This window comes from Streptococcus parasanguinis, from assembly GCF_009717775.1.
In the GTDB taxonomy this organism is placed as follows: Bacteria; Bacillota; Bacilli; order Lactobacillales; family Streptococcaceae; genus Streptococcus; species Streptococcus parasanguinis_AG.
In genome coordinates this window covers 62,048-77,217 of the sequence record NZ_WMZF01000008.1, presented here as the reverse complement: position 1 = coordinate 77,217, position 15,170 = coordinate 62,048, and the positions used below count along the sequence as shown (strand labels likewise).

Here is a 15,170-nt window from a genome sequence, read left to right as displayed (position 1 = left end):
AAAAAACTCTTCCAAGTCTTGTGATTTGTGATATAATATAAAAGATTGAAAATAATTTGAAAAAATTTAAGGAGAATCCTCATGGGACGTAAATGGGCCAATATTGTTGCCAAGAAAACTGCCAAAGATGGTGCCAACTCAAAAGTATATGCCAAATTTGGTGTGGAGATCTATGTAGCTGCTAAAAAGGGTGAACCAGATCCAGAACTAAATACTGCTTTGAGATTCGTTATTGACCGTGCTAAACAAGCGCAAGTGCCAAAACACGTGATTGATAAAGCAATCGATAAGGCAAAAGGAAACACTGACGAAACCTTTACAGAAGGACGTTACGAAGGGTTCGGACCAAATGGTTCGATGTTGATCGTTGATACTTTGACTTCAAACGTCAACCGTACAGCTGCTAATGTCCGTGCTGCTTTTGGTAAAAACGGTGGGAACATGGGAGCTTCAGGTTCTGTATCTTACCTCTTTGACAACAAGGGTGTTATCGTCTTTGCTGGTGATGATGCCGATGCCATCTTTGAGCTTTTGCTTGAAGCAGATGTGGATGTAGATGATGTTGAAGCAGAAGAAGGAACGATCACAGTCTACACTGCTCCAACTGATCTTCACAAAGCAATCGTTGCTTTGCGTGAATCAGGTGTCGAAGAATTCCAAGTAACAGAATTGGAAATGATTCCTCAATCAGAAGTTGAGTTGTCAGGTGAAGATTTGGAAACATTTGAAAAACTTTACAGCGTTCTTGAAGACGACGAGGACGTACAAAAAATCTACACAAACGTAGATGGATTCTAATCACTCGTAAGGACTGTAGTGAATCCCATAAATTAAGAAAAAGGATAGCTTCTCAGATCAAGCTATCCTTTTTCTCTGTCTGATGAGGATCTATCTTTTGTAAGTGATGTCCTGTATAAGCGTAAATACGGGTCAGGGGTGATTGGGAGAGTGTGGAAACTTTAAAATAGAAATAATGGTCTCGATGATCCCGACTTTTGGTGTGGTGAAGACGAAAGTAGTTTCGCTGGCCTGCTGCCATAGAGTGGAGAATATCGTCTTCTAAAAAGACGAGTGGCGTAGAAGTAGCGGCCCACTTGTAAAAGTCCATCTCAAATTGGTGGTAATTCTCCGAAAAATAATCAAATTGTAATTCGTGTTTAGTCTGAATAGGTTTCATAGGGTGTTTCCTCAGATTCAATAAAAATGATAGAGTCTACGAGGAGACGGTGGTAGTGGCCATCGCTTTTGAGAAGAAGCTCAGAAGCAGATAAGGTGTGAATCGAACCTGTGTAGGTAGCAAATTGATTCCCCTCTAGAGTTGTGATCGAGATCGTCGTTTGTTGTTGAAAGGCCTGCTCCAGGAGCTGGATCTGTTCAGCAAGTGGAAGAACCGTGAGCTGACTGCGGTCAATTTCTTTTGTCTGCAGGGCGGTTGTGTGCTCGGATAAAAAGAAGCCAGCCCATTTGGCCATGCCACGATCTTGAAATTCTCGGGCGGATTGATAAGGGAGATAAGAACGGTCGATCATATTAATCCATCTAAGCCTCCTGCGGAATGTCCGCCTGTTAGTTTACTGCGTGCAATGGCGCGTGAGTTTTCTAGTAATGAGGAGCCTTTCTGAAGAGAGGTAAAGCCAAATTGATCCCGAATGCGGTCAATGGTCTGCTGGAGTTTCTCCTCTTTTTCCAAGGCTACTGGGTCATCGAAGAGAGAAAGGAGTTGAAGAGACTCCTCGACAAGTTCTCCATAAAAAACACCAATCTGCCGAATGGCTCCTCCTTCGTACTTGGAGCGAAAGAGTCGCAGAACCGTATCGGATAAAACCTTGGTGGATTGGGTGGGCTCAATCTTTTGCTGGCAGTGAATGGACGGAAGTCCCTCGATTTTGGAGTAGGAGGCATGAATGGAGACCAGCTGGGTCTTCTTTTTTTTCCGTCGCAAGCGAATAGCCACCTGTTCAGCCATCTCCCGAAATACCAGTTCAATGTCGGTTTGTAGATGGTAGTCATAGGGCAAGATTTGAGAGTTGCCAATGCCTCGTGATTTCGGACGATAAGGCTTGTGGACATTGCTTTCATCAATGCCATGAGAATGGAACCACAGTTGAAGGCCCATGACCCCGAATTCTTTCTTTAAGAGATCTGGGTGAGCCTGAGCCAGTTCGGCAATCGACGTGATCCCGATCTTTTGCAATCGTTTTTCAGTGCGACGTCCAATGCCCCAAAAATCAGTGAGCTGGGGCAGTTTCCAGACCTTACTTTCTACATCTTCATAAGACCAATTGGAGCGCATATTTCGGCAATGCTTGGCTTCATTGTCCAAGGCTAGCTTGGCAAGAAGGGGATTGGCATTGCTGAGGCCGATGGTAGAGTAGATTCCAGTTTCCTGCCAGATCCTTTTTTGGATCCTGGCAGAAAGGAGATCCAATTTTTCCTTTCGAGAGAGGGAGGGATCTGGAATAAAATAATTTAAGGAAGAAGTCAGATCGATAAAGCCTTCGTCAATCGAGTAAGGGAAAATATCATCTGGTGCCGCAAATTCCTGAAAGACTTTTTGAATCTCCATATTGACCTGAATGTAAGCATTCATCCGTGGAGGCACAATCAGGGTCCTCTTGGCCCAGGATTCAATGGATGCAATAAAGGCTGGATCTGTTGGCAATCCTTGTTTTTTAGCGACGTAGCTATTAAATTTTCTGGTTTTGAGGTCAAAAGGTAGGTCGTAGCTACGGCTGACATTTTTCTTGCCAAATACTTGTTTGAAAACGGGAGAGCTCGCCAAAATCAGGCCAGCAGAATTGTCGCTCCGACTCATGACGCAAAGGGAAGTCGTCAAGGGGTTGAGCCCTAGACGGACACATTCACAACTGGCATAAAAACTTTTCATATCCACAAAAGCAATATCAGAATGAGGCTCACGTGAATAATCAAATAGCATATTTACACCTCAAGTGGAAGAAAATGCCCGACCACAATGCCGACAATTTTGGGCTCGTCTTCATAGGGAGCAAATAAATCATCGTAGTCAGGGTTGATGGATTCTAAGCGCAAGCCTTCAGCCTCCCGATAGACTTTCTTGATGTAGGTTTTTCCATTCCAGATGAGGGCGTAGACAGCACCATCATAGTCAAAACCAGTCTGCTTCATGAGGGCAACAGAGCCATTGGGATAGAGAGGTTCCATCGAATCTCCGGATACCCAAGAAGCGAAATCGTGCTGGATCTCTTGATCAAAATAGACAGTTTCATAGTCCGTTTCGTTGTCATAAAAGGTGTGTCCTAAACCGGCTGCTAGCTCAATCGAAAGAACCTTATAAGCAGTCAAGGAAACAACTTTTTGCTGCTGTTCCAATAACTGGCTGGCCAACTGGTCGACTTTCTTTTGATGAGGTGGGGTTAATAAAGGGTAGGTGTAGAGTGCGGAGTCTTTGTTAATAAAGTAGTCCTCTTTAACGGAGAGGCGCTTGGCCAACCTCCTGAGATTTTTTTCGTGTGGCTCCGCCAAGCCATTCTCCCAACTGGAGTAAGTCTTGCGAGAAATCTTGAGATCCTCGTAGACATCTGCTTGGGTCAAGCCTTTTTCCAGGCGTCTTTCTTTTAGTTTTTTTGCATCAAACATGTTGCTTCTCCTATGTAACGTTTTAAAAGTTACATATAGTTTATCAAAAATGAATCCTTTTTGCAAGAGAAAAATTCAGTTGAAAACGAATGAAAAGGCTTGGATTTTGAATGAAAAAGGAGTATAATCAGTTTTACAACTTCTAACAACGAGGAATTATATGAAAAAAAGTTTTATCCATCAACAAAAAGAAATTTCGTTTGTTAAAACGACTTTCACACAATATTTAAAAGATAAATTGGACATCATTGAAGTCCAAGGACCAATTTTGAGCAAGGTCGGAGACGGGATGCAGGATAACCTTTCTGGGATTGAAAATCCGGTATCTGTCAAGGTCCTTCAAATTCCTGATGAGACTTATGAAGTCGTGCATTCACTCGCAAAATGGAAACGCCATACTTTGGCACGTTTTGGTTTTGGCGAAGGAGAAGGTCTCTTTGTCCATATGAAGGCTCTTCGTCCAGATGAAGATTCGCTAGACGCTATCCACTCTGTTTATGTAGACCAATGGGACTGGGAAAAGGTCATCCCAAATGGTCAACGCAATATCGCCTACCTCAAAGAAACGGTTGAAAAAATCTACAAGGCGATTCGTTTAACAGAACTAGCAGTAGAAGCGCGCTATGACATTGAGTCAGTTCTTCCAAAACAAATTACCTTCGTTCACACAGAAGAATTGGTGGAACGCTATCCAGATTTAACTCCAAAAGAGCGTGAAAATGCCATTGCCAAAGAATTCGGAGCCGTTTTCTTGATCGGGATTGGTGGAGAGCTTGCAGATGGCAAACCACACGATGGACGTGCACCTGACTACGATGACTGGACAACAGAGTCTGAAAATGGCTACAAGGGCTTGAATGGCGATATCCTCGTCTGGAATGACGTTCTAGGTTCAGCCTTTGAGTTGTCTTCAATGGGGATCCGTGTCGATGAAGATACGCTTCGCCGTCAAGTTGCGATCACAGGGGACGAGGATCGTCTCCAATTAGAGTGGCACAAGGCTTTGTTAAATGGTCTCTTCCCACTCACGATTGGTGGAGGGATTGGACAATCTCGTTTGGCTATGTTCTTGCTTCGTAAGAAACATATCGGTGAAGTCCAAACCAGTGTCTGGCCTCAATCTGTCCGCGATGAATATGAAAATATCCTATAAGGAAGAAAGAGAGTGGGACAGAAATCGGTAATTCGTTAGAATTCGATTTCGTCGTCCCACCTCCGCACAGTTGAGTAGGGCTGTAAAAGCTGATGAAATCAGCGTAGTAGAGCCCACTCAACCACTGCGTCTTACTCGACAATCCAAAAATAATTGAGAGGCTAGGACTTTTGTCCCAGCCTCTTTTAATTATCGCTTGACCATATCAAATCGCAATTTTCTGATTTTTTTTGGTATAATGGTCCCTATGAAAATAGTATCTGGAACCTATGGGGGACGTCCCCTCAAAACACTTGAAGGAAAAACAACCAGGCCGACTTCTGATAAGGTCAGAGGGGCCATGTTCAATATGATTGGTCCTTACTTTGATGGTGGAAGAGTGCTGGATCTCTATGCAGGAAGCGGTGGGCTCTCTATCGAAGCCGTTTCTCGAGGCATGTCAGAGGCCGTTCTAGTGGAAAGAGATCGTAGAGCGCAGGAAATTGTAGCAGCCAATATTGCCATGACCAAGGAAAAGGAACGGTTTCAACTGCTAAAAATGGAGGCTAAGCAAGCCTTGGGCCTCCTAACAGGCACCTTTGATTTGGTGTTCTTAGATCCTCCTTATGCCAAGGAAGAGATTGTTCGCGATATCGAAACCTTGTGCGAGCGACAACTCTTGTCAGAGGAGATCATGATTGTGTGTGAAACCGATAAACATGTAGAACTTCCTGAGGAAATCGGACAAGTGGGAATCTGGAAAGAAAAAATCTATGGAATTAGTAAGGTAACAGTATATGTCAGATAGAAATGGATTGTTTACAGGATCGTTTGATCCGATTACCATTGGGCATGTGCAATTGATCGAGCGAGCTAGTCGCTTGTTTGACCGTGTCTATGTCGGAATTTTTTATAATCCGGAAAAAGTCGGACTCTTTTCCATTGAGCAACGCGTGCGCATGGTGAAAGGGGCCTTGGCTCATTTGGAAAATGTTGAAATTGTGACGTCGACTCAAGAGTTGGCTGTGACAGTGGCGCGCAATCTTGGGGTCATCACCTTGATCCGGGGCTTGCGCAATGCACAGGATCTGGTATACGAAGCCAATATGGATTATTTTAATCACCAGTTGGCGCCTGAATTGGAGACGGTTTATCTCTATGCCCAGCCTCCTTACCAGGCCATTAGTTCAACGCGTATTCGAGAGTTGCTGGCTTTTCAGCAGGATATCTCACCTTATGTACCAAATAGTGTAATGGAGGAAATCAAAGATGACACAAGCGAATAAACCAAGCTTGCCTACAAAAAAGAAAAAAGGACGATTGAAAGAATACCGATGGCCGATTGCAGGCGTTCTTTTCTTGCTCCTTTTGCTAACTGCTTTTGTGATTCGCCTTCCCTATTATATTGAGATGCCAGGAACGGCCGAAGACATTCGATCGGTCATGACAGTCGATGGAAAAATGGATACCAAGTCAGGGTCTTATGACTTTGTAACCGTAGCAGTGAAAGAAGCGACTCCGGCTGATTTGATCTATGCTTGGGCGACCCCTTTTACAGATATCTACTCTGCCAAGGATATGACAGGTGGTAGTTCGAGCCAAGAATTTACGCGGATTAACCAATTCTATATGGAAACCTCGCAAAATATGGCCATCTACCAAGGGTTAAAGACAGCTGGAAAAGAAACCCAGATGGACTTTCTAGGTGTTTATGTCATGCAGGTGGCAGATGATTCGACCTTTAAGGGAATCTTGAACATTGCGGATACCGTCACCGGTGTGAACGGCAAGACCTTTAAGAGTTCCAAAGAATTGATTGACTATGTTGGTTCTCAAAAAATTGGCGATCCCGTTTCAGTGACCTATATTGAGGATGGACAAACCAAGACAGCAGATGGAAAGATCATCAAATTGTCCAACGGGAAAAACGGAATTGGGATTAGCCTGATCGACCGGACTGAAGCCAAAGGCGATGTTCCTGTCCAATTTGCGACCCAAGGGATTGGTGGACCAAGTGCCGGTATGATGTTTAGCTTAGCCATCTACACCCAAGTGGCTGATCCAGATCTTCGTCAGGGACGCCATATTGCAGGGACAGGAACCATTAACCAAGATGGAACGGTTGGCGATATCGGTGGGATTGACAAGAAAGTCGTCGCAGCCGATAAAGAAGGAGCAGAAATTTTCTTTGCCCCTAATAACCCTGTTTCCAAAGAAGAAAAGAAAGCCAATCCCAAGGCCAAATCAAACTATGAAACAGCTAAAGAAGCCGCGAAACAAATTCATTCGAAGATGAAAATTGTCCCCGTCAAAACCCTTCAAGACGCCATTGATTATTTGAAGAAGAAATAGAAGTATCTTGTTAGATCAGTCTCGTACTTGAAAGTACGAGGTAGAGTTGGCAGATAGGAAGATTCACCTTCTAATCAAATTCAAGTTTTTGCTTATCAATCTCTCTATTTTTAGAGGGATTTTTTCTTTATACTGGTATCAGAAAGAAAGGGAGGTAGTGAAATGATTCAAACCAGTTTGTTTTCCATTTCAGTATTCTTAGCGGGAGTTCTATCCTTTTTCTCCCCATGTATTTTGCCACTGATGCCAGTCTATGTAGGAATTCTATTGGATTCTGAACGAGTGAAAACTGTTCGGATTTTTGGAAGAGATATTTCTTGGTATGGCCTGGTGAAGACTCTTTGTTTTATTGCAGGTCTATCAACTGTTTTCCTGATTCTAGGATACGGTGCAGGGGCCCTTGGCCAGGTGCTTTATGCTCCATGGTTTCGCTATCTGCTAGGAGGGATTGTGATCTTACTAGGGATTCACCAAATGGACGTGATCAATCTGAGACAACTCCAAAAGCAAAAGACCATCCAACTCAAAAAGAATCGGGAGCGCAATGAATTCTTCAATGCTTTTCTGATAGGGGTCACCTTTAGTTTTGGTTGGACCCCTTGTGTCGGACCAGTTTTGAGTTCGGTTCTAGCCATTGCCGCTTCTGGAGGAAATGGTGCTTTACAAGGCGCTCTCCTGATGCTGGTCTATACATTAGGCTTGGCGCTCCCCTTCTTAGTCTTGGCACTGGCTTCTAGCTGGGTTCTACAACATTTTGCTAAACTCAAGCCCCATATGGGAACCTTGAAAAAAATTGGTGGTGCCCTCATCATCTTGATGGGCATCTTGCTGATGCTAGGAAATCTTAATAGCCTCGCATCTTTGTTTCACTAATCTTAAATGATTAAAGGAGAAAAATCATGAAAAAAATTCTTGCACTTTCTATTGCTACACTTAGCATCGTCACTTTAGCAGCTTGTTCTGGTCAAAAATCGGATTCAGACATGAAAAAAACGGACGATAGTAGTATGATGAAGAAGGACGATATGAAGAAGGACGATATGAAGAAGGATGACATGAAGGATTCATCCATGTCCGATGATAAAATGAAAAAAGAAGACATGAAAGATTCATCTATGATGTCTGACAGCAGTTCTGAAATGAAGGACGATATGAAAAAAGATGAGATGAAATCTAGCGATTCAGAAATGAAAGACGAAAAGAGTGGATCATCGGATATGAAATCAGACAAGGAATAAAAGAAGGGAGAGGTCATCTGAGGATGACTTTCTCCTTGTTTAAAGAGGTGATAATGATGAAAAAATTAGCTTTAGTAGCTGCAGGAATCTTGTGTACTGGACTTTTGGGGGCTTGTTCGAGTCAAGGAATGGCTACTTCCAATAAGGACATTAGCCAACAAACAGCCAAAGCTGGGGCTAGGCAAGCATCTGGCAAGAAAGTGAAGGAGTTTAACCTGCAAGGAGTGGATGGCAAGACCTACCGCTTATCCGATTACAAGGGAAAGAAAGTTTACCTCAAATTTTGGGCTTCCTGGTGCTCTATTTGCCTGTCGACATTAGAGGATACCAATGAGTTGGCAAAAGAAGAGTCAGGTAAGGATTATGTGGTTTTATCCGTTGTAGCTCCAACCTTTAATGGCGAAAAATCAGCAGCAGATTTCAAAAATTGGTACCAATCTTTGGATTACAAGGATTTCCCAGTTTTGCTAGATAGTAAAGGGGAGCTACTAAAAGAGTATGGGATTCGTTCTTATCCATCGGCCCTCTTTATTGCAAGCGATGGAACTCTCGCTAAGACCCATATCGGTTATATGAGCAAGGAAGACATCGTCCAGACTCTAAAAGAAATGAAGTAAGGAGGACATAAAATGGAAACAAAATGGAAACTCATTTCCATTCTTTTAGTGGGGCTATTTTGTTTTGGAATCTTTTTCCTTGTCAAAGGATCCATGGCCTTGGATACATCAGATGCGACGACTGAACAGATCAAAAAAGCGTCCATGAGTCAGACACCAGTAGCAAACAAAAAGCAGGAAGAAAAAGTCAATCCAGAAGACCAACGAGAAATCTATCTAGCTGGTGGTTGCTTCTGGGGCGTAGAGGAATATTTCTCACGTGTTCCAGGTGTGATTGATGCCGTATCAGGCTATGCCAATGGAAAGGGAGAAACGACCAAGTATGAATTGGTCCCTCAAACAGGCCATGCTGAAACAGTTCATATCACTTACAATGTCAAGCAGGTATCTCTGAAAGAATTGCTCCTGCATTATTTCCGGATTATCGACCCAACGTCGAAGAATCGTCAAGGAAATGATCAAGGGACTCAATACCGAACAGGTGTCTATTATGTCTCTCAAGAGGATCTTCCAACTATTAACCAAGTCTTTGAAGAGGTAGCAAAAAAATACGACAAACCGTTAGCAGTGGAAAAAGAGCCACTGACCAATTTCATCAAGGCTGAGGACTACCACCAGGATTATCTAAAGAAACATCCGAATGGGTACTGCCATATCGATGTCAATCAGGCTTCTTATCCTGTTATTGATGCTAGTCGCTACTCCAAGCCAAGCGATGAGGAAATCAAAAAGAAGTTATCTCCCGAAGAGTATGCGGTGACACAAAAAAATGATACTGAACGTGCCTTCTCCAATCGTTACTGGGATCAGTTTGATGCCGGTATTTATGTAGATGTCGTGACCGGTGAGCCCCTCTTTTCCTCTAAGGATAAATTTGATTCTGGTTGTGGTTGGCCAAGCTTTAGCCGACCGATCAGTCCGGATGTGGCAACCTACAAGGAAGATAAGAGTTTCAATATGACTCGGACAGAGGTTCGGAGTCGAGTAGGAAATTCCCATCTAGGCCACGTCTTTACTGATGGACCTAAGGAAAAAGGCGGCCTTCGCTATTGCATCAATAGCTTGTCAATCAAATTCATCCCTAAAGCAGAGATGGTGGAAAAGGGCTACGGTTATTTATTGGACTATGTCTGAGACATTTGGAACTACAATTTGCTATAATAAGCCTAGCAAAAACAAGTAGGTGAAAGACATGTATGCGATCATGATTGTGGAAGATGAAGAGCTTATCCGGCAGGGACTGACTTCCTTAGTGGATTATGAACAGTTTGGAATGACCGTCATCAACCAGGCAGAAAATGGCCGTGAGGCCTGGAAGAAGTTTCAAGATCAACCAGCCGATATCCTTCTAACCGATATTAATATGCCACAAATGAATGGCTTGGATCTGGCCCGTCTCGTCAAAGAGCAGTCTCCGTCTTGTCATATCATTTTTTTGACAGGTTATGATGACTTTGAGTTTGCGAGGAAAGCCATCAAGTTAGGTGCAGATGATTATTTGCTGAAGCCTTTTTCAAAAGATGATATCGAAGAGATGTTAGCAAAGGTGAAAGGAAAACTCGATCAAGAGCGAAAAAAGGCGCAAGTCGAAGATTTGGTCAGTCATGGTTATTCGACAGACTTGGAAGAAGCTATTCATGCTCGTTTAGCAGATTCCCAGTTAACCCTGAAGGATTTGGCCTATCAACTTGGTTTCAGTCCCTCTTATCTAAGTGTATTGATCAAGAAAAAATTGGGACTTCCCTTTCAAGAATACCTTATCCAGGAGCGAATGAAGAAGGCTCGGCTCTTGCTTCTCACGACAGATTTAAAGATTTATGAGATTGCAGATCAGGTTGGTTTTGAAGATATGAACTATTTTTCTCAACGCTTTAAGCAGGTTGTTGGGGTGACGCCAAGGCAGTACAAAAAAGGAGAGCATGAATGAAACGATATCCCTTGCTGATTCAGCTGGTCCTCTACTTTTTTCTCTTCATTCTCTTACTTTTTGGTCTCATCGGTAGCCTATACTATCAAACGAGTTCAGGGACGATCCGCCAGCTAACGGAGCGGACGACAAGAAATAGTATCGACCAAAGTAGTCAGTTTATTACGTCTTATCTAAAAAAATTAAAGCAGACCACAACGGTGCTTAGCAAGGAACAGGCTGTTCAACAATTTGCCCAAGATAAGAGTGCGGATCAAAAAACGGTTCAGCACTTGATGCGAACGATGATTGAAACGGATCCGGACTTGGTCTCTGCGGTCTTGGTGACCAAGGATGGACGTCTGGTAGCGACAGATTCCAAAATCAGCATGCAGACTTCATCAGACATGATGAATGAAAGCTGGTATCAAGAGGCGATTAAGGAAAGAGCCATGCCAGTTTTGACGCCAGCTCGAAAGGAATCCCTGACCTCGGAAAAAGAAAAATGGGTGGTTTCTATTACCCAAGAAGTAGTCGATCAGACTGGTCAAAATCTCGGAGTAGTACGTTTGGATATTGGCTACGATAGCTTACAGGCTTATTTGGATCACCTTCAGCTAGGGAAACAAGGCTTTAGTTTTATCATTAATCAAAAGCATGAGTTTGTCTACCATCCTAAAAAAGCGGTCTATTCCTCCAGCCAAGAGATGCAGGCCATGCAGCCCTATATTGCTGTGACAGATGGTTATGCTAAAGGAGGACAGAATTTTATCTATCAGGTTCCGATTCCAGATAGTGATTGGACCTTGATTGGAGTAGCTTCACTTGAAGGACTTCAGATGCTTCAGTCGCAACTCCTATACTCTTTCATTGGCCTAGGATTACTAGCTTTGATCATGTGTTTGATAGGGATCGGCTTTGTTCTGCGTTTGTGGATCAAACCCTTACGAGACCTTCAGACCATCATTTTGAGGATTGGAGCAGGAGAAGCTCACGTGAGGGCTGTAGCCAAAGGATCTCCAGAATTGGTGGACCTCGCTCAAGCTTTTAATGCCATGTTGGACCAAATCGATAACCTCATGAAACAGGTTAAGGAAGAGGAGCAAAACGCGCGGCGTTATGAGTTGCGGGCACTTTCGGCTCAGATTAATCCGCATTTCCTCTACAATACTTTGGATACGATTGTCTGGATGGCAGAGTTTAATGATAGTCGGCGCGTGGTCAACATCACCAAGTCTTTGGCTCAATATTTTCGACTGGCTCTCAACCAAGGCCAGGAGCAAATCCTACTGAGAGATGAAATTGACCATGTCCGCCAGTATCTTTTCATTCAAAAACAACGTTATGGTGAAAAGCTCAATTATGAAATTCTAGAAGATGAACGGTTGGGCGATTATCAGCTCCCCAAATTAGTGCTTCAACCCTTAGTGGAAAATGCAATTTACCATGGCATTAAAGAGATCGATCGGCCAGGTCTCATTCGAGTGACAACTGAAGTCAGTGGAGACTCCGCCTGCGTATCGATTTTTGACAATGGACAAGGGTTTGATTTATCAGGATCAACAGACCAACCCCTTCTTCGTTTAGGAGGTGTTGGCTTGAAAAATGTGGACCAACGATTGCATCTTCAATTTGGCGAAGCCTATCGTATGGAGATTGATTCCAAAGCCAATAGCTATACGAAAATTACTCTTTTTTTGCCCCTTTCATCATCTGATGAACATGTATAGAGACAAAGATTGCCTTCTTTGTCTCTTTTTGCTGTTAAAGGAATTTCAACTCTTTTCTAGTCAAATCTGACGCAAGTCATCAAATTTATGATAGAATAAAGTGTTACAGTAAATAGATTTTGATGAAGGAACACTATGCGAAAAGAGATTGACCCTGAATTATATAATTACAATAAATTTCCTGGACCTGTGTTTCGTCAGGTAGGAGACCAGATCCTTTCAGAAAACCTCTCTTTTGAGTTGTTAAAAAATGAGAAGGAAGCATTTGATGCGACCGTTTTTGGTCAACGATTTTCTGAGATTTTAACTAAATTTGATTACATTGTTGGTGATTGGAGCAATGAGCAGTTGCGCTTGCGTGGCTTCTATAAGGAAGAACGCGATGTTGCAACGATGGATAAACTAAGTCGCTTAGACGATTATTTGTTAGAATATTGTAGCTATGGTTGTGCTTATTTTGTCCTTGAAAATAAGGAGCCTCATCGTGCTTCCTTTGATAAGAAATCACCGGTCAAAAAAGCTCAATCAGAAGAGAGAGAGCCTAAGAAGCGTTCGCGCAATCGTAAACAAAAAGATCGTTTCCAAAAACGAGAACGCGACAAGGGACAGTCAACGAATAACTCGAAAAAAACAAGACCGTCTGCTGAAACTAAAAAAACAACGAAGACGAACAACAAACGTCATTTTGTGATTCGTCAAAAAGAGGAGTAAGAGAAAATGAAACCATCCATTTATAGTTTGACACGCCAAGAGATGATTGATTGGGCAGAAGAAAACGGCGAAAAGAAATTCCGTGCAGCCCAAATCTGGGAATGGCTCTATCGTAAACGTGTCCAGTCTTTCGAAGAAATGACCAACCTTTCTAAGGACTTAATTGCGAAGTTAAATGATCAATTCGTTGTCAACCCACTCAAACAACGGATCGTGCAAGAGTCAGCAGATGGAACGGTCAAGTACCTCTTTGAATTGCCAGACGGCATGTTGATTGAAACCGTCTTGATGCGTCAGCACTATGGTTTATCTGTTTGTGTAACGACTCAGGTCGGATGCAATATCGGTTGTACCTTCTGTGCTTCAGGTTTGATCAAAAAACAACGCGATTTGAACAATGGGGAAATCGTGTCTCAAATCATGTTGGTCCAAAAATACTTTGACGAACGGGGTCAAGATGAACGGGTCAGCCATATCGTTGTCATGGGGATCGGAGAACCATTTGACAACTATAACAACGTCTTGAAATTTATCCGGACCGTCAACGATGATAAAGGTCTAGCGATTGGGGCTCGTCATATTACCGTATCAACTTCTGGTTTGGCCCATAAAATTCGCGACTTTGCAAATGAAGGTGTGCAGGTCAATTTGGCGGTATCTCTACATGCTCCAAACAACGACTTGCGCTCTAGCATCATGAAGATCAACCGGGCTTTCCCAATTGAAAAATTGTTTGCAGCGATTGAATACTATATCGAAACCACGAACCGTCGGGTGACCTTTGAGTACATCATGTTGAATGAAGTCAATGATGGGGTTGAGCAAGCCTTAGAGTTGGCAGAATTGCTCAAGAATATCAAGAAATTGTCTTATGTTAACTTGATTCCTTATAATCCTGTCAGTGAGCATGACCAATATAGCCGGAGTCCAAAAGAACGGGTTATGGCCTTCTATGATACCTTGAAAAAACAAGGTGTCAACTGTGTGGTGCGTCAAGAGCACGGTACAGATATTGATGCTGCCTGTGGCCAATTGCGTTCAAATACCATGAAACGAGATCGGGAGAAAGCGATTGTTGAACATGCGCAACCTTAAACAAGGGCTGATGGATCAAACAGAACTAACAAAGAGAGGAAGAAGGCTGTTACAGAGTGGCAGCTTCTTCTATTTTATCCTCTTGTGCCTGATGTGCTTTTTGCCTCAACAGCCAGAGCCGGGTATGGAAACACCGGGAATTCAACATTTTGGTCGCATCGTCGTCCTACTGGTTCCACTGAATTCGTTGATGAATTTTGGCCAGATCACCAGTGTCATCCAACTCATCAAGGTGATTCTACAAAACGTAGCCAATGTCTTTTTGTTAAGCCCGCTGGTCTTTCAACTTCTCTGGCTATGGCCCTGGTTGAGGAGTCGCAAACGGGTCTTGTTCTTCGGCTTTGCCATGAGCTTGTGGATTGAATCTAGCCAAGTTCTCTTAGATCTTTTGTTTGATGCCAATCGTGTCTTTGAGCTAGATGATTTGTGGACCAATACCTTAGGGGCTTACTTGGCTTATCTAGTATTTCAGTATCTCCGAGCACGATTGCTAGCAGAAGATGGAAAAATATAAAATCCGAACATTTTAGCGCCTTTTTAAAATTTTTGTTGACAAAATCAGAAGCGGGAGCTATAATAGCTTCAAGACATCAGAAAAGTAGAGATTTTTCTCACTTCCAGGGAGCTTGTGGTGATTGCGAACAAGCAGTGGTAAATCTTGAAATGGGCTGATGCGTTTATGATGATGAATTTGAAACAATAAAAATTCGGTGAGCACACCTTATCGTGCACCCTGTTGTTAGACAGGTCAGAGATGTAGGAGAAAGACTA

18 protein-coding genes and 1 other annotated feature (1 of these 19 cut by a window edge) are annotated in these 15,170 nt (G+C 43.0%); of the genes, 14 read left to right on the top strand and 4 right to left on the bottom strand.

Annotated elements, in window-relative coordinates; all coding sequences use genetic code 11:
• The first annotated feature begins 81 nt into the window (after positions 1 to 81).
• Positions 82 to 798 (top strand): YebC/PmpR family DNA-binding transcriptional regulator, encoded by a 717-nt coding sequence (locus tag GMC92_RS09335; protein ID WP_003005873.1) that lies wholly within the window; start codon positions 82 to 84, stop codon positions 796 to 798.
• 52 nt (positions 799 to 850) lie between these two features.
• Here GMC92_RS09335 and GMC92_RS09330 read toward each other — a convergent pair whose 3' ends face one another.
• Genes GMC92_RS09330 through GMC92_RS09315 form a run of 4 tightly spaced genes read right to left on the bottom strand, consistent with a single transcriptional unit; the run spans position 851 to position 3,618 of the window.
• Entirely contained in the window at positions 851 to 1,177 is a 327-nt protein-coding gene (locus GMC92_RS09330) for a DUF5960 family protein (protein WP_003005875.1), read from the bottom strand.
• Complete coding sequence (locus GMC92_RS09325) at positions 1,158 to 1,529, bottom strand: hypothetical protein (protein ID WP_013903193.1); 372 nt, start codon at positions 1,527 to 1,529, stop codon at positions 1,158 to 1,160. Before GMC92_RS09325 ends, GMC92_RS09330 begins: the two co-directional genes overlap by 20 nt.
• Complete coding sequence (locus tag GMC92_RS09320; RefSeq protein WP_155200243.1) at positions 1,526 to 2,938, bottom strand: Y-family DNA polymerase; 1,413 nt, start codon at positions 2,936 to 2,938, stop codon at positions 1,526 to 1,528. Before GMC92_RS09320 ends, GMC92_RS09325 begins: the two co-directional genes overlap by 4 nt.
• Positions 2,939 to 2,940: 2 nt before the next feature.
• A complete protein-coding gene (locus GMC92_RS09315; protein ID WP_004219840.1) occupies positions 2,941 to 3,618 on the bottom strand; it encodes a helix-turn-helix domain-containing protein in 678 nt (225 codons plus the stop codon).
• A gap of 160 nt (positions 3,619 to 3,778) precedes the next feature.
• Here GMC92_RS09315 and asnA point away from each other — a divergent pair, with 160 nt between their 5' ends.
• The 13 genes from asnA (at position 3,779) to GMC92_RS09250 (ending at position 14,913) form a co-directional block, all read left to right on the top strand.
• The gene (gene asnA / locus GMC92_RS09310; RefSeq protein ID WP_125826160.1) at positions 3,779 to 4,771 is read left to right on the top strand and encodes an aspartate--ammonia ligase; all 993 of its coding nucleotides are present in this window, start codon (positions 3,779 to 3,781) and stop codon (positions 4,769 to 4,771) included.
• Between the two features lie 247 nt (positions 4,772 to 5,018).
• Entirely contained in the window at positions 5,019 to 5,558 is a 540-nt protein-coding gene (gene rsmD / locus GMC92_RS09305) for a 16S rRNA (guanine(966)-N(2))-methyltransferase RsmD (RefSeq protein ID WP_031575882.1), read from the top strand.
• Positions 5,548 to 6,036 (top strand): pantetheine-phosphate adenylyltransferase, encoded by a 489-nt coding sequence (coaD, locus tag GMC92_RS09300; protein ID WP_155200242.1) that lies wholly within the window; start codon positions 5,548 to 5,550, stop codon positions 6,034 to 6,036. Before rsmD ends, coaD begins: the two co-directional genes overlap by 11 nt.
• Positions 6,020 to 7,102 carry a SepM family pheromone-processing serine protease gene (locus GMC92_RS09295; protein ID WP_155200241.1) on the top strand — a complete coding sequence of 361 codons (1,083 nt, stop codon included), beginning with the start codon at positions 6,020 to 6,022 and terminating at the stop codon, positions 7,100 to 7,102. The genes coaD and GMC92_RS09295 overlap by 17 nt, the downstream gene beginning before the upstream one ends.
• A gap of 162 nt (positions 7,103 to 7,264) precedes the next feature.
• The gene (gene ccdA2 / locus GMC92_RS09290; RefSeq protein ID WP_155198937.1) at positions 7,265 to 7,975 is read left to right on the top strand and encodes a thiol-disulfide oxidoreductase-associated membrane protein CcdA2; all 711 of its coding nucleotides are present in this window, start codon (positions 7,265 to 7,267) and stop codon (positions 7,973 to 7,975) included.
• Between the two features lie 26 nt (positions 7,976 to 8,001).
• Positions 8,002 to 8,340 carry a hypothetical protein gene (locus GMC92_RS09285; protein WP_070589645.1) on the top strand — a complete coding sequence of 113 codons (339 nt, stop codon included), beginning with the start codon at positions 8,002 to 8,004 and terminating at the stop codon, positions 8,338 to 8,340.
• 56 nt (positions 8,341 to 8,396) lie between these two features.
• The gene (locus GMC92_RS09280; RefSeq protein WP_155200254.1) at positions 8,397 to 8,957 is read left to right on the top strand and encodes a redoxin family protein; all 561 of its coding nucleotides are present in this window, start codon (positions 8,397 to 8,399) and stop codon (positions 8,955 to 8,957) included.
• Positions 8,958 to 8,969: 12 nt separating this feature from the next.
• Entirely contained in the window at positions 8,970 to 10,091 is a 1,122-nt protein-coding gene (msrB, locus tag GMC92_RS09275) for a peptide-methionine (R)-S-oxide reductase MsrB (RefSeq protein WP_155200240.1), read from the top strand.
• 58 nt (positions 10,092 to 10,149) lie between these two features.
• On the top strand, positions 10,150 to 10,884 hold the full coding sequence (locus GMC92_RS09270; protein ID WP_155200239.1) for a response regulator transcription factor: 735 nt from the start codon (positions 10,150 to 10,152) through the stop codon (positions 10,882 to 10,884).
• The gene (locus GMC92_RS09265) at positions 10,881 to 12,593 is read left to right on the top strand and encodes a cache domain-containing sensor histidine kinase (protein ID WP_155200238.1); all 1,713 of its coding nucleotides are present in this window, start codon (positions 10,881 to 10,883) and stop codon (positions 12,591 to 12,593) included. Before GMC92_RS09270 ends, GMC92_RS09265 begins: the two co-directional genes overlap by 4 nt.
• A gap of 135 nt (positions 12,594 to 12,728) precedes the next feature.
• On the top strand, positions 12,729 to 13,304 hold the full coding sequence (locus GMC92_RS09260) for a YutD family protein (RefSeq protein WP_003005915.1): 576 nt from the start codon (positions 12,729 to 12,731) through the stop codon (positions 13,302 to 13,304).
• Between the two features lie 6 nt (positions 13,305 to 13,310).
• Positions 13,311 to 14,399: a dual-specificity RNA methyltransferase RlmN gene (gene rlmN, locus GMC92_RS09255; protein WP_049514207.1), complete on the top strand. Its 1,089-nt coding sequence runs from the start codon at positions 13,311 to 13,313 to the stop codon at positions 14,397 to 14,399.
• Positions 14,386 to 14,913, top strand: a complete 528-nt coding sequence (locus tag GMC92_RS09250; protein WP_037599244.1) for a VanZ family protein — start codon at positions 14,386 to 14,388, stop codon at positions 14,911 to 14,913. The genes rlmN and GMC92_RS09250 overlap by 14 nt, the downstream gene beginning before the upstream one ends.
• A gap of 67 nt (positions 14,914 to 14,980) precedes the next feature.
• Positions 14,981 to 15,170 (top strand) — a binding site (T-box leader); it runs 46 nt beyond the window's last position.

What these genes read in the sequence shown, in the direction of transcription:
- GMC92_RS09335 (WP_003005873.1), top strand. Translation starts at nt 82, where the DNA reads ATGGGACGTAAATGGGCCAATATTGTTGCCAAGAAAACTGCCAAAGAT.
- GMC92_RS09330 (WP_003005875.1), bottom strand. Translation starts at nt 1,177, where the DNA reads ATGAAACCTATTCAGACTAAACACGAATTACAATTTGATTATTTTTCG.
- GMC92_RS09260 (WP_003005915.1), top strand. Translation starts at nt 12,729, where the DNA reads ATGCGAAAAGAGATTGACCCTGAATTATATAATTACAATAAATTTCCT.
- rlmN (WP_049514207.1), top strand. Translation starts at nt 13,311, where the DNA reads ATGAAACCATCCATTTATAGTTTGACACGCCAAGAGATGATTGATTGG.
- coaD (WP_155200242.1), top strand. Translation starts at nt 5,548, where the DNA reads ATGTCAGATAGAAATGGATTGTTTACAGGATCGTTTGATCCGATTACC.
- GMC92_RS09320 (WP_155200243.1), bottom strand. Translation starts at nt 2,938, where the DNA reads ATGCTATTTGATTATTCACGTGAGCCTCATTCTGATATTGCTTTTGTG.
- msrB (WP_155200240.1), top strand. Translation starts at nt 8,970, where the DNA reads ATGGAAACAAAATGGAAACTCATTTCCATTCTTTTAGTGGGGCTATTT.
- GMC92_RS09315 (WP_004219840.1), bottom strand. Translation starts at nt 3,618, where the DNA reads ATGTTTGATGCAAAAAAACTAAAAGAAAGACGCCTGGAAAAAGGCTTG.
- GMC92_RS09285 (WP_070589645.1), top strand. Translation starts at nt 8,002, where the DNA reads ATGAAAAAAATTCTTGCACTTTCTATTGCTACACTTAGCATCGTCACT.
- GMC92_RS09325 (WP_013903193.1), bottom strand. Translation starts at nt 1,529, where the DNA reads ATGATCGACCGTTCTTATCTCCCTTATCAATCCGCCCGAGAATTTCAA.
- asnA (WP_125826160.1), top strand. Translation starts at nt 3,779, where the DNA reads ATGAAAAAAAGTTTTATCCATCAACAAAAAGAAATTTCGTTTGTTAAA.
- GMC92_RS09295 (WP_155200241.1), top strand. Translation starts at nt 6,020, where the DNA reads ATGACACAAGCGAATAAACCAAGCTTGCCTACAAAAAAGAAAAAAGGA.
- GMC92_RS09265 (WP_155200238.1), top strand. Translation starts at nt 10,881, where the DNA reads ATGAAACGATATCCCTTGCTGATTCAGCTGGTCCTCTACTTTTTTCTC.
- GMC92_RS09250 (WP_037599244.1), top strand. Translation starts at nt 14,386, where the DNA reads ATGCGCAACCTTAAACAAGGGCTGATGGATCAAACAGAACTAACAAAG.
- GMC92_RS09280 (WP_155200254.1), top strand. Translation starts at nt 8,397, where the DNA reads ATGAAAAAATTAGCTTTAGTAGCTGCAGGAATCTTGTGTACTGGACTT.
- ccdA2 (WP_155198937.1), top strand. Translation starts at nt 7,265, where the DNA reads ATGATTCAAACCAGTTTGTTTTCCATTTCAGTATTCTTAGCGGGAGTT.
- rsmD (WP_031575882.1), top strand. Translation starts at nt 5,019, where the DNA reads ATGAAAATAGTATCTGGAACCTATGGGGGACGTCCCCTCAAAACACTT.
- GMC92_RS09270 (WP_155200239.1), top strand. Translation starts at nt 10,150, where the DNA reads ATGTATGCGATCATGATTGTGGAAGATGAAGAGCTTATCCGGCAGGGA.